At 70.3% G+C, this 12,653-nt stretch carries 10 protein-coding genes; 2 read left to right on the top strand and 8 right to left on the bottom strand.

All coding sequences use genetic code 11. The features are described 5' to 3' along the window. Positions 1-32: 32 nt before the first annotated feature. The 4 genes from ACZ5VD_RS39790 to ACZ5VD_RS39775 all read right to left on the bottom strand — a co-directional run bounded on the left by ACZ5VD_RS39790 (position 33) and on the right by ACZ5VD_RS39775 (position 4,816). Positions 33-713 (bottom strand): response regulator, encoded by a 681-nt coding sequence (locus tag ACZ5VD_RS39790; RefSeq protein WP_468554116.1) that lies wholly within the window; start codon positions 711-713, stop codon positions 33-35. Further along, entirely contained in the window at positions 710-2,380 is a 1,671-nt protein-coding gene (locus ACZ5VD_RS39785; protein WP_468554117.1) for an ATP-binding protein, read from the bottom strand. The genes ACZ5VD_RS39790 and ACZ5VD_RS39785 overlap by 4 nt, the downstream gene beginning before the upstream one ends. A 181-nt stretch (positions 2,381-2,561) precedes the next feature. Further along, the gene (locus tag ACZ5VD_RS39780) at positions 2,562-3,506 is read right to left on the bottom strand and encodes a sucrase ferredoxin (RefSeq protein WP_468685332.1); all 945 of its coding nucleotides are present in this window, start codon (positions 3,504-3,506) and stop codon (positions 2,562-2,564) included. Positions 3,507-3,559: 53 nt separating this feature from the next. After that, the gene (locus ACZ5VD_RS39775) at positions 3,560-4,816 is read right to left on the bottom strand and encodes a citrate synthase family protein (protein WP_468685331.1); all 1,257 of its coding nucleotides are present in this window, start codon (positions 4,814-4,816) and stop codon (positions 3,560-3,562) included. Between the two features lie 123 nt (positions 4,817-4,939). Here ACZ5VD_RS39775 and ACZ5VD_RS39770 point away from each other — a divergent pair, with 123 nt between their 5' ends. Next, positions 4,940-6,106 (top strand): citrate synthase/methylcitrate synthase, encoded by a 1,167-nt coding sequence (locus tag ACZ5VD_RS39770; protein WP_468685329.1) that lies wholly within the window; start codon positions 4,940-4,942, stop codon positions 6,104-6,106. 15 nt (positions 6,107-6,121) lie between these two features. On the opposite strand, the gene ACZ5VD_RS39765 is transcribed toward ACZ5VD_RS39770, so the two are convergent. The 3 genes from ACZ5VD_RS39765 to ACZ5VD_RS39755 form a co-directional block, all read right to left on the bottom strand. Further along, positions 6,122-6,811, bottom strand: a complete 690-nt coding sequence (locus tag ACZ5VD_RS39765) for a DUF6082 family protein (RefSeq protein WP_468685328.1) — start codon at positions 6,809-6,811, stop codon at positions 6,122-6,124. Positions 6,812-6,932: 121 nt separating this feature from the next. Next, on the bottom strand, positions 6,933-7,172 hold the full coding sequence (locus ACZ5VD_RS39760) for a hypothetical protein (RefSeq protein WP_468685326.1): 240 nt from the start codon (positions 7,170-7,172) through the stop codon (positions 6,933-6,935). A gap of 246 nt (positions 7,173-7,418) precedes the next feature. After that, the gene (locus ACZ5VD_RS39755; RefSeq protein WP_468685324.1) at positions 7,419-7,892 is read right to left on the bottom strand and encodes a DUF6082 family protein; all 474 of its coding nucleotides are present in this window, start codon (positions 7,890-7,892) and stop codon (positions 7,419-7,421) included. 827 nt (positions 7,893-8,719) lie between these two features. Between ACZ5VD_RS39755 and ACZ5VD_RS39750 the strand changes: the two genes are divergently transcribed. After that, positions 8,720-9,826 carry a CobW family GTP-binding protein gene (locus ACZ5VD_RS39750; protein WP_468685323.1) on the top strand — a complete coding sequence of 369 codons (1,107 nt, stop codon included), beginning with the start codon at positions 8,720-8,722 and terminating at the stop codon, positions 9,824-9,826. On the opposite strand, the gene ACZ5VD_RS39745 is transcribed toward ACZ5VD_RS39750, so the two are convergent. Next, complete coding sequence (locus ACZ5VD_RS39745; RefSeq protein WP_468685322.1) at positions 9,823-12,276, bottom strand: DNA gyrase/topoisomerase IV subunit A; 2,454 nt, start codon at positions 12,274-12,276, stop codon at positions 9,823-9,825. The two genes, ACZ5VD_RS39750 and ACZ5VD_RS39745, sit on opposite strands and share 4 nt — an antisense overlap. Between the last annotated feature and the right edge of the window lie 377 nt (positions 12,277-12,653).

Below are 12,653 nucleotides of genomic sequence, written 5' to 3'. Positions count from 1 at the left end.
GTTCCTTCCCCCGCCCCCACCCGGCCGTGCCCTCAGGCGCGGGTCGCCCACACGTAACGGTGTTCCGGGCGGCCCGCGTCGCCGTACTTGAGGGTGAGTCTGGCGCGTCCCGTGCGCTCCAGGAGCTTCAGGTAGCGCTGGGCGGTCTGGCGGCTCACCCCCGTGCGTTCGGCGATCTCCTGGGCCGACAGGGGGCCTTCGGCGTTCATGAGGGAGCGGCGAATGAGTTCCGCCGTGGTGGGGGAGTGACCCTTGGGGAGTTCGGGTTCCGACGTTGTGGACAGGGCGCCGAAGATGCGGTCCACCTCGGCCTGTTCCGCCTCGCCGCCGCCGTCGAGGGTGCTGCGCAGTTGTGCGTACGCCTCCAGTTTGGCGCGCAGGCCCGCGAAGGCGAACGGTTTGACCAGGTACTGCAGCGCACCCTGCCGCATAGCGGCCTGCACGGTCGACACGTCCCGCGCCGCCGTCACCATGATCACGTCGGTCTGGTGGCCGCGGCGGCGCATCTCCTGGACGACCGCGAGGCCGGTCCCGTCGGGCAGGTAGTGGTCCATCAGCACCAGGTCCACGTGGGGCAGCGCCTCCAACTGGTCCAGCGCCTGAGCCGCGTTGTGCGCCTCGCCGGCCACGTGGAAGCCCGGCACCTTCGCCACGTAGGCGGCGTTGACCTGCGCGACCCGGAGGTCGTCGTCCACGACCAGGACCTCGATCATCGGGTCTCCTCCTTGCCGGCCGACGGCTGGGTCCGCGGCGCGGTGAGGGCCGGTTCCGGCTCGGCCAGGGCCTCGGGCAGGACGACTGTGAACTCCGCGCCCCCGCCGCCCGCCTCGCCGACCGTGGCGCTGCCACCCTGACGCTCGGCGAGCCTGCGCACAAGGGAGAGTCCGATGCCGCGGTTCCGGTGGGCCGGCGGCGTCTTCGTGGACCAGCCCTCGGTGAAGACCAGCTCACGGTGGGCCACCGGAATTCCGGGGCCGGTGTCCCGCACCAGGAGGATCGCGGTACGCCCCTCGGCGCGCAGTTCGACCTCCACGCGCGCGTGCGGTGTTCCCGCGGCGGCGTCCAGGGCGTTGTCCACCAGGTTGCCGAGGATCGTGACGAGCCCGCCGGGGTCGATCAGCCGGTCCGGCAGCCGGGTCCGGTCCGACACCCCCAGGGCGACCGCGCGCTCCGCCGCGACGGTGGCCTTGCCGACCAGCAGGGCGGCGAGCAGGGGGTCCTGGATCCTCTCGGTGACCTGCTCGGCGGTGACACGGTGATCGCCGACGACCTCTCCGATGAAGTCGACGGCGTCGTCGTACATCTCCAGTTCGAGCAGCCCGAGAAGCGTGTGCATGCGGTTGGCGTGCTCATGGTCCTGGGCGCGCAGGGCGTCGATCAGGCCGCGGGTGGAGTCGAGTTCACGGCCGAGCTGCTCCAGTTCGGTGCGGTCGCGCAGGGTGGCCACGGCACCGCCGTCGTCGGTGGGCATGCGGTTGGTGACCAGGACGCGCTGGCCGCGCACGGTGAGCAGGTCGGTGCCGGTCACCCGGCCCGCGAGGACATCGGCGGTACGGCCCTCGCCGAGCGCTTCGTCGGGGGAGCGGCCGACGGCCTCGTCCCCGATGTCCAGCAGGCGCTGTGCCTCGTCGTTGAGCAGCCGGACCCGGCCGGCGCGGTCCAGGGCGACGACGCCCTCCCGGATGCCGTGCAGCATGGCCTCGCGCTCCGCGAGCAGCCCCGAGATGTCCGAGAAGGCCAGGTCCCGTGTCTGCCGGTGGACCCTGCGCGAGATGAGCCAGGCGGCCAGGGCGCCCACGGCCAGGGCGCCGCCGGCGTACGCGAACAGTCCCGGGATCGCGTGGATCAGCCGCGCCCGCACACTGTCGTACGCGATGCCGACCGAGACCGCGCCGACGATGTGTCCGTCACTGTCGCGCAGCGGCACCTTGCCACGGGCGGAACGGCCCAGGGTGCCGCTGTCGATCTCCATGACCTCCCGGCCGGCGAGCGCCGCGCCCGGATCGGTCGAGACGGTCCTTCCGACCTGGTCGGAGGTGGGGTGCGACCAGCGCACGCCCCGCCAGTCCATCACCACGACGTACTCGGCGCTGGTGGTCTCGCGGATCCGTTCCGCGGCCTTCTGGACGGGTCCGTCGGCCGTCGGAGGAGTGTTCTTGACCTCTTCGGCGATCCGTGGCTCGGCGGCGGTGGTCTGCGCGATCGCCAGCGCCCGGCGCATCGCCTGGTCGTCCAGCTGATCGCTCAGCGGGGCGAGGAAGAGTCCGGTCGCGAGGACCGCGACTCCCGCGGCGATCGCCAGCTGCATCAGCAGCACCTGCGAGAACACGCGCTTCGGCAGGCCGAGGCGCAGGCGGCGGGCGGGGGGAGTGCGGCTCATACCCATGACGGTACGTGGGTGGGTCCGGGGTGCCGCAGCGAGTGTGGCGTGGATTACTTGATCAATAGGTGCGACGGGGTGGACGGGGGACGGGGGTGTCTGTCGTACGGCCGGTCTCCGCCGCACGCCCTGTAGGCGCGCGGTCTGGGTGCGGTCGGCGCCGCCCGCGAGGTCCGGGTCCTCAGCTCGCGAGCGCCGACACCGGCGCCGACTCGCGCACCGCCACCACGTCCATCCGCGCGGGGGAGCCGAGCGCCGAGGCACCGCAGCTCTCCGCGCGGGGCGGCAGGGACGAGCCCTGGGCCACGACGACGCGCCAGTGGCGTCCGTCGGCGTGGGCGACCGTCACCTCCCAGCGCGGGGCGGCACCCTCCGTGCGGACGACGGCCAGGGCGTCCGCCGCGTACTCGCCCACGGCCGTGCGCACGGCCAGCTCGGCCGCCTGGCCGGGCCGCTCCCAGGCGGAGTTCCCACGGCACCCCTCCACCACGATCCGGCCCTCCTGGACGCTGTGCAGGACCTGCTTGACGGCATGGGCCTCGGCCCGGCCGTAGGCGTATCCGTACGGCAGCACGAGCAACGTCGGCGAGAAGCGATGTCCACCCAGATGGGTGACCTCCCAGGCTCCCTCGACGCCGGACGCGGCCAGCTCGGCGGCGAGCGGGCGGCCCAGCAGGGCGCAGCAGCGGTCGCGCTTGCCGTTGGTGCAGACGAGCGCGAGCGGTTCGCCCAGGTGGGGCCGCCCGTCGAGCGCCGTGTCGAAGCTGCCGTGGTCGCCCCGGCCGAGCGCGGCGAAGTCGAGGTCGAGCAGTCGGCGCGGATCGCAGGTGGTGGCGGTGCGCAGCCACGCGTTCCCGGGCAGGGTGTGGGCGGCGTACACATGACGTGTCGTGGGCGTGCGGCTGTCCGCGTGCCGCCCGGGGCGGCGGATCAGTGCCACCCGTACGTCCGTGCCCTCCGCGGCCGCCTCCAGGGCGCGTCCCAGTGCGGGGTCCAGGTGACTCGAAGTGAGCGCCTGGGCACCCCAGGGGCCGGGCTGTTCCAGCAGTAGCCAGGTCCTCGCGGTGGCCGCGGTCCCGGAAATGGGCTCGTCGAGCTCCCGGGAGACGGTTGAGCACGTACTCACAGAGGTGAGCCTAACCTGACTCGGGGCAGGGCGACTTCCGGCCGGGCCGTGTCCTACTCCGGGAGGAGCTGCGGCGGCCTAGGGCCGACGTAGTGGCCGCTGGGGCGCATGCGCAGGGGGCGCTCCCCGTACTCCTCCAGGGCGTGCGCGATCCAGCCCGCCGTACGGGCCACCGCGAAGATCGTCTCGCCTGCCGTGGAGGGCATGCCGCAGGAGGCGGTGAGGACGGCGAGGGCCAGGTCGACGTTGGCGTGGAGCGGGGCGTGGCGGGCGGTGGTGGCCACGACGTCCTGGGCCGCGGCGAGGGTGGGGCCGGCGTCGGGGAGCTGCTCCAGGAGGCGGAACAGGGCACGCGCGCGTGGGTCCTCGCCGGGGTAGAGGCGGTGTCCGAGTCCGGGGATGCGGCGGCCGGACCGTAGTTCGTCCGCGATCACGGGGGCCGCGCTGCCGTGGTCGAGCACGTCGAGGAGCAGCTTGTGGGCGAGCCCGCTGGCCGCGCCGTGCAGGGGACCCTCGATGACGCCGAGCCCGGCGGAGACGGCCGCGTAGGGGTGCGCGCGGGCCGAGGCGGCGACCCGTACGGCGAGGGTCGAGGCGGCGAGGTCGTGGTCGACGAGCAGGGCGAGTGCGGTGTCCAGCACCCGTAGGGAGGGCTCGTCGGTGGGCCGGCCGGTGAGGCGGGTCCACAGGCGCCGGGCGAGCGGGCCGCCGTCGGCGACATCGTGACGGACCGGCGGGAGGGCCCCCACCAGGGTGGGGATGAGGACGCGCGCGGTGCCGAGCACGGCCTCCTCGGAGAGGTCGAAGCGGAGCGGATCCGAGGCCGCGGCGGCGACCGCCGCGACCCGCAACCGGTCGGTGGGAGAGGCGTGTTCGGGCAGCGCGTCCACCGCGCGGCGGGCCACGGCGACGGCGGCCTCCGGTGCCGTGAAGGAGACTCCGGGACGCATCCGCCCGGTCCACAGCCACTCGGCGACCTCCTCGTAGGAGTACCGGGCGGCCAGTTCGGTCGCGTCGACGCCCCGGAAGTAGTACCGGTCCGTGTCGATCAACGTGATGCGCGTCCGCACCGACAGCTCGCCCCCGGAGCCCGGACTCCCGCCGCTGTCACGCCTGTTGCGCCGGGCGAGTGCCTCCACCTCCTTGGCGTCGAAGGTGCTGCCCCGGCCGCCGGGGATGCGACGGCTGGTGAGCTGACCGCGGCTCACATAGGCGTACACCGTCTCCGGCTTCACGCCCAGCAGCTCGGCGGCCTCCTTGGTACTCAGCCGCTGTCCGGCGGGGCCGGGGAGGGGTTCTTGATCGCGCATAGGACGTCACCGTATCCGCAGCTCGGTTCATTGGGCGGGCATTGATTCACTCAGATTGATTCAATCAATATTGACAGAGAATCAGTCAATCATGGACAGTCGAATCAAGTCGAGGGAGGAATCATGTCCGTCAACAGGTCCGCAGGCACACTGGTCGACGTACCGCGAGGACTCGCCGGTGTCGTGGTCACCGACACCGAGATCGGGGACGTGCGGGGGCGCGAGGGCTTCTATCACTACCGCCAGTACTCGGCCGTCGAACTCGCGCAGACCCGCAGCTTCGAGGACGTCTGGCATCTCCTCGTCCACGGCGAGTTGCCCACCGCCGAACGTGCCGCCGCCTTCGCCGCGGAGACCGCCGGGCTGCGGCGCCTGCCCGACGGGGTGCGGGCCGCGCTGCCCGCCATCGCCGCGGCCGGCGCGGGCTCCGGGCCGCTCGCCGCGATGCGCAGCGCGTTGTCGCTGCTCGGCGCGGCCAAGGGCTTCCGGCCGGTGTACGACCTCGACGCGGACCGGCGCCGCGAGGACGCCGTCGTCGCGGCGGCAGCCGTACCGACACTGCTCACCGCACTGCACCGGCTGGGCGCGGGGCTCGAACCGGTGGAGCCGCGCGAGGACCTGTCGTACGCGGCGAACTACCTCTACATGCTGACGGGTTCGGAACCGGAGCCGGAGCGGGCACGAGCGGTCGAGCAGTACGTGATCTCAACCATTGATCACGGATTCAACGCATCAACCTTCACGGCACGGGTGATCGCATCGACCGGTGCCGACGTGGCGGCGTGTCTCGTGGGGGCGGTGGGGGCGCTGTCCGGGCCGCTGCACGGGGGCGCGCCCAGCCGTGCGCTGGACACCCTGGACGCGATCGGCACGCCCGACCGCATCGACCCCTGGATTCGCGAGCGGGTCCTCGCGGGAGACCGCATCATGGGCTTCGGCCACGCGATCTACCGCACGGAGGACCCCCGTTCCCGGATGCTCCGCGAGATCGCCCAGCGGTTCGGCGGACCGCGTGTCGACTTCGCCGTCGAGGTCGAGCGTCAGGTCGAGCGGATCCTCGCCGAGCTGAAGCCGGGACGGGAGCTCCACACCAACGTCGAGTTCTACGCCGGTGTGGTCATGGAACTGTGCGGCCTGCCACGCGAGATGTTCACGCCGACGTTCGCGGCCGGGCGCGTGGTCGGCTGGAGCGCCAACATCCTGGAACAGGCGGCGGACTCGAAGATCATCAGGCCGGTGGCGCGGTATGTGGGGCCGGGGGCGCCGGTGGCGGTGCCGGAGGCGGTGTGAGTGCGGGACATGGTGTCACTGGGCGGGAGGCGCCGCACTCGGGTCACTCTCGACCAGGACCTGCTCGAACAGTCGGAACACTCGCCCTTCTGCACTGTCCGGAGGCAGGTCAATCTTGCTCGGCCGGGTGGCGTTCCAATAGCGCTGGAACGCCGGGCTGCGTAGCAGGCTGTTCGCATAGACAAGCAGATCCGCCTCGGACACTGTGCCCCAGCTGTACAGCAGGACGTAGTGGCTGAAGGTGAGATTGGCGAACAAGTCCTGGCGCAGTGTTGTCGGGGATGCGGTCGGGAGGTCGTTCCACACTTCGGCCAGTGAAGGGTCGGTCATCGCCATCTGGGTCATCTGTAGGTGAAGCCCACGCAGGTCTGCTTCCGCCGATCTGCGGAGTTCCTGGCGTGACGCCATCAACTCCTCACGCTGCAGCATGAGTTCCTCGCGCTGAAGGCGTAGTTCGCGTTGCTGAAGCAGCAATGTGGCGACGAGCAGCACTAGGGCAAGCCCGGAGAACAGGGTGCTGACCCCGCTGAAGTACTCGCCGACGGATCCACGCTCTGCGGCGGACTCCCTGCCTCCCTCAATCCACTCGACGCCATCGATGAGCCAGCCGGCGACGGCTATCGAAGCGGCGCCGACGACCGCGGTGCCGAGCGCCGCAGCGACTGACAGTCTGGCCACCGAGCGTCGAGCGGAGACAGGCGGCATCGCGCACTCCTGGGAGTAGTCGGATGTTCGGGTGGCAAGTTGAGCGGGCTCGGTATCGAGTGCGACACCGAGCCCACGTGGTGCCTAGTCGTGAGGGGCTTGCGTGGTTAGTGATTACCGGCTACGCGTCGGGAATGTCACCCTTGGCCTTGATCAGCGTTTCGCGCGTGATGACGACAATGCGCTCATAGTCGGCGCGAGCGGCGTCGGCGGGTAGTTGCGTGTCCAGTGAGTCAGTTACGTCTGTTCCGATAATGGCAAAATTCCCGTTCGCCAATTCGAAAATATCCGGGCAAGTCGCACTGGACGTGCTGCCTCGCTCTCGTGGAGGTACGCCGAGACGGCGAATGATCTGACCCACTGTTGATTTCCTTTGGTCTTAAGGCGCAGCGCCTGCGCACTTCTGCCGCGGGGTGTGACGGCATCCCTGTGGGGCAAGCCTTGACCACCGGACGGCGTGAGTGACGGTTCTTTGCGGTGGTCGACTGTTTGCGCGGTCGCACAGTGGTCAACCCCCTGACACCTGGAAGAACGCACCGGTTCTTGATCCGTAACGCCTGCAGGCGTGATCCCTGCTCCTGGGTGATGAGAAGGGTGGGAGTTTACGTCATGCGTCGGGCGGCTCCCCGACCACCCACCACTCCTCGGTGTCCGCTTCCTCCATTTGACGCAGGAGCTCGTCGACCAACTGTCCGAGTTCTGCCTCGTCTGTGTCAGAGATGCTTGCGCGCTGTTGCCGGGTCGCGTACCAGTACTCCCTGACAATCGGGCTTTGGAAAATGCCCCGGGCATGCTTGAAGAACTCTTCGCGACTGAGATTGCCGATGCGGTAGTAGAAGAGCAAGTTCGTGTACAAGGCATTGGCGAAGATGTATTGGCGCCGTTGCTTGGGCGATACCTGTGACTCGTAGAGATCAAGGACTTCAGCGAGTTCCGAATCGTCCATCGCCTTGCTCAGCAGTTCCCAGTGCAGGTGTTGCTGGTTGGCCAGGTTGGTGTGGCGTTGGCTGTGGGCCACCTGTTCCTCCAGGTGGTCGAGGCGTTCGCGCAGCGCGCGGAGCGTGCGGTGTTGTGCGGCCAAGGTCGCGAGAGCTCCCGCGCACAGACCGAGACCGGCTGCCAGGGGGGTGGCGTGCCCCTGTGTCCCAGGCGTCCGTTGTGTTCCACGCTTCCGTGTGGCCATGTCAATCCCCGAATCAGGCGGCCGTCCGCCGGTCGTCGGGTGCGGGTCGACGGGAGGGGACCGGCGAGCGGAGGGCGGCGCTTGCCGTCTCCCAGAATGCCGAGCGGCTCTGATCGGCGGGGGAGGCGGAGAGGAGGCGCACGGAAGGAAGCGAGGGTCGCACAATCCAGCGCCTTCCCCAACGTCTGCCCCGCAAGTGCTGCTAACAATCGTTCACTTCGCGGTGATTCTTCCGGCTCGTATCCTGGTTCGGCATTCAATCCTCGTACGTGCGCCGGGCCGCGAGCCGGTGCACGCGTCGGTGTGAAAGAGGTCGCCCGTTGAGCCAGCCGAGCCCGTCGCCGCTCCCGCAGCCGTGCCCGCAGCCGAGCGCAGGCCCACGTCCGAGTCCTGGCCCGGAGGCGAGTCCGGGACCGCGTCCGCACCTGGGCCCGGGGACGAGACCTGACTCTGAGACGAGCTTCGGCCCGGGGACGAGTCCGGGCTTTGAGGTGAGCCACGGCCCGGGGACGAGCCCGGGCTTTGAGACGGGCCCCGGCCCTGAGGTGAGCGTCGGCCCTGAGGTGAGTCCCGAGACGGGCCCCGGCCCTGAGGTGACACCTGAGACGGGTTCCGGCCCTGGGTCGGGACCCGGCCCGCGCCCCGGGCTCGGTCGGCAACCGGGTCTCTCCCCGGCGGCAGTTCCCCACCCGGCGGGTCCCGGTGCGCCGCAGATCCCCGTCGTCGTGCTCGCCGGATTCCTCGGCTCCGGCAAGACGACCCTGCTCAACCACCTCCTCCACCGCAGCGGAGGCAGCCGTATCGGTGCCGTCGTCAACGACTTCGGGGCCATCGAGATCGACGCGATGGCGGTCGCCGGCGCCCTCGGTGACTCCACCGTCTCCCTCGGGAACGGGTGCCTGTGCTGTGCCGTCGACGCCAGTGAGCTGGACGACTACCTTGAGCGGCTCGCACGCCCCGCGCTCGGTATCGACGTCATCGTGATCGAGGCGAGCGGGCTCGCCGAGCCCGAAGAGCTCGTGCGCATGGTGCTCGCCAGCGAGCATCCCGGGATCGTCTACGGCGGGCTGGTCGAGGTCGTCGACGCCGCCGAGTTCGACGACACGCGCGCGCGGCATCCCGAGATCGACCGGCATCTCGGCCTCGCCGACCTCGTCGTCGTCAACAAGCTCGACCGGGCCGCCGACGGGGAGCGGGTCCTCGGCCTGGTCCGGTCCCTCGTGGACCGCGCCGCCGTGGTCCCGGCGCGCTACGGCCGCATCGACCCCGAGTTCCTCTTCGACTGCCGGCCCAGCGAGGAGCGCATCGGGCAGTTGTCCTTCGACGACCTGCACGAGCACACCGGACAGGATCGGGCCGGGCCCGATCACACCGGGGCCGACCATTCCGGCCATCTGCACGACGGCTACGACAGCCTGTCCTTCGTCTCCGAAGTGCCTCTCGACCCGCGTCTGTTGATGCGGTTCCTCGACAGCAGGCCGGAGGGGCTGTACCGGATCAAGGGGTACGTCGACTTCGGGCCGAACGACTCCGGGAACCGTTACGGCGTGCACGCCGTCGGACGGTTCCTGCGCTTCTACCCGGAACCCTGGACGTCCGGCGACGCCCGCCTCACGCAGTTGGTGCTCATCGGCTCCGGCATCGACGTGCCCGCCCTCGGCAAGGAACTGGAGGCGTGCAAGAGCGACGCCCCACACGCCGACGAGCGCGGCATGTGGGGCGTTCTCCGCTACGTGCGGGAGCCGGAGGGCGAACCCCTGGAGGAGGCTCCCGCGGAGGACCTGGGGGACCGGGGGGACCCGGGGGACTTGGAGGACGTGGGGGAGGCCTAGACCGGTCCCGCCACCACTGCCACCGTCTTCGGCAGCGAGACTCCCGAACCGTCGCGGCGCGGGTCCATCTCCGGGAGGTCGGCCGGTGTCCCGTTCTTCTGGGCCGCCTTGGCCGGGACGGGGCCCGCCCAGGCCACGGAGAGGCAGTCCTCGCCCTTCAGGAAGCGCTGGCAGCGGACGCCGCCGGTGGCCCGGCCCTTGCGTGGGTACTGGTCGAACGGGGTCAGCTTGGCCGTCGTCTGGACGGAGTCGTCGAGGGTTCCGCGTGAGCCCGCGACCGTGAACACCACCGCGTCCGCGGCGGGATCGACGGCCGTGAAGGAGATCACCTTGGCACCCTCGGTGAGCTTGATGCCCGTCATGCCGCCGGCCGGGCGGCCCTGGGGTCGGACCTGGGAGGCCTGGTAGCGCAGCAGTTGCGCGTCGTCCGTGATGAAGATCAGGTCCTCCTCGCCGGTGCGCAGTTCCATCGCGCCGACGATCCGGTCGCCCTCCTTGAGGGTGATGACCTCCAGCTCCTCCTTGTTGGTCGGATAGTCGGGGACCACGCGCTTGACGACGCCCTGGGCGGTGCCGATCGCGAGGCCGGGGGAGGACTCGTCGAGGGTGATCAGGCAGATGACCGTCTCGTCGCCCTCCAGGGAGACGAACTCCGCCAGCGGGGCGCCGCCCGAGACGTTCGGCGCCGAGGCGGTGTCGGGGAGTTGTGGCAGGTCCACCACGTTCACCCGGAGCAGGCGTCCGGAAGATGTCACCACGCCGACCTCGCCGCGCGCGGTGGCCTGCACCGCCGAAATGATCACGTCGTGCTTGGTGCGCCGGGCGTCGGTGTCCTCCGGGAACGGCTCGCCGTTCGCCGTGCGGGCCAGCAGACCGGTGGAGGACAGGAGGACGCGGCACGGGTCGTCGGCCACCTGGAGCGGCACGGTGGCCGCCGGGGCGCCCGCCGACTCCAGCAGGACCGTGCGCCGTTCGGTGCCGAACTTCTTGGCCACCGCGGCCAGTTCGGTGGAGACCAGCTTGCGCAGCTCGGCGTCCGAGTCGAGGATCCGGGTCAGCTCCGCGATCTCCGCGTTCAGCCGCTCCTTCTCCGACTCCAGCTCGATGCGGTCGAACCTGGTCAGGCGGCGCAGCGGCGTGTCCAGGATGTACTGGGTCTGGATCTCGCTCAGCGAGAAGCGCTCGATGAGGCGCTGCTTGGCCTCGGCGGAGTTGTCGCTGGAGCGGATGACACGGATGACCTCGTCGATGTCCACCAGGGCGGTGAGCAGGCCCTCGACCAGGTGCAGACGGTCCCGCTTCTTGGTGCGGCGGAACTCGCTGCGGCGGCGCACGACCTCGAAGCGGTGGTCGAGGTAGACCTCCAGGAGCTCCTTGAGGCCGAGGGTGAGGGGCTGGCCGTCCACCAACGCCACGTTGTTGACGCCGAAGGACTCCTCCATGGGCGTCAGCTTGTAGAGCTGCTCCAGGACGGCCTCCGGCACGAAGCCGTTCTTGATCTCGATGACCAGACGCAGGCCGTGCGCCCGGTCGGTGAGGTCCTTGACGTCCGCGATGCCCTGGAGCTTCTTCGAGCCGACCAGGTCCTTGATCTTGGCGATGACCTTCTCGGGGCCGACCGTGAAGGGGAGTTCGGTGACGATCAGGCCCTTGCGGCGCGCTGTCACGTTGTCCACGGAGACCGTGGCGCGGATCTTGAAGGTGCCGCGGCCCGTCTCGTAGGCGTCGCGGATACCGGCGAGACCGACGATCCGGCCGCCGGTGGGCAGGTCGGGGCCCGGGACGAAGCGCATCAGGGCTTCGAGGTCCGCGTTCGGATGACGGATCAGGTGGCGGGCGGCCGCGATGACCTCGGCCAGGTTGTGCGGCGCCATGTTGGTGGCCATGCCGACCGCGATGCCCGACGCGCCGTTGACCAGGAGGTTGGGGAAGGCGGCCGGCAGTGCCACCGGCTCCTGCTCCTGGCCGTCGTAGTTGGGGGAGAAGTCGACGGTGTCCTCGTCGATCGACTCGGTCATCAGGCTCGTCGCCTCGGCCTGGCGGCACTCGGTGTACCGCATGGCGGCCGGCGGGTCGTCGTTGCCGAGCGAGCCGAAGTTGCCGTGACCGTCGACCAGCGGGACGCGCATCGAGAAGGGCTGGGCCATACGCACCAGGGCGTCGTAGATCGACGCGTCGCCGTGCGGGTGCAGCTTGCCCATGACCTCGCCGACGACACGGGCGCACTTCACGTAGCCGCGGTCGGGGCGCAGCCCCATCTCGTTCATCTGGTAGACGATGCGGCGGTGCACCGGCTTGAGGCCGTCACGGGCGTCCGGCAGGGCGCGGGAGTAGATGACCGAGTACGCGTACTCGAGGAAGGAGCCCTGCATCTCGTCGACGACGTCGATGTCGAGGATCTTCTCCTCGTACGAGTCGTCGGGCGGGGTCTTCGTGCTGCGGCGGGCCATCGCTGCCGGCTCCTCCTGTTTCTGGTCGTTCGCCTTACGGGGCGCTCGGGTCGGTGCCGAGGAGTGCCCGATCGTGCTCAGCCCCGGGGGGCTCCGCGCGCTCGACCTCCGGACACCGACGCGTCCCTTCGGCTCACTCTTGCTGAAGCGTGAACGGGATCTGACGCAGACCATTGTGGACCGCGGGACTGACAGTGCGGGCCAGGGCCCGTTGTCGGCCGCCAGGGCCCGGTGCGGGCGGTCGTCCGACGGCGGTTGCCCGCAGGCTACGCGATCTCGCTCACGGCGTACGTCGTCCGGGAACTTCGCCGACCGTCCGCACGCTTGCATACAGTGGCAGGACCGGCAGGAAAACCGCGGTTTCAGCGACCGCGACC

This window comes from Streptomyces sp. NPDC032822, assembly GCF_055578825.1.
This window is presented reverse-complemented; position numbering and strand designations above follow the sequence as displayed.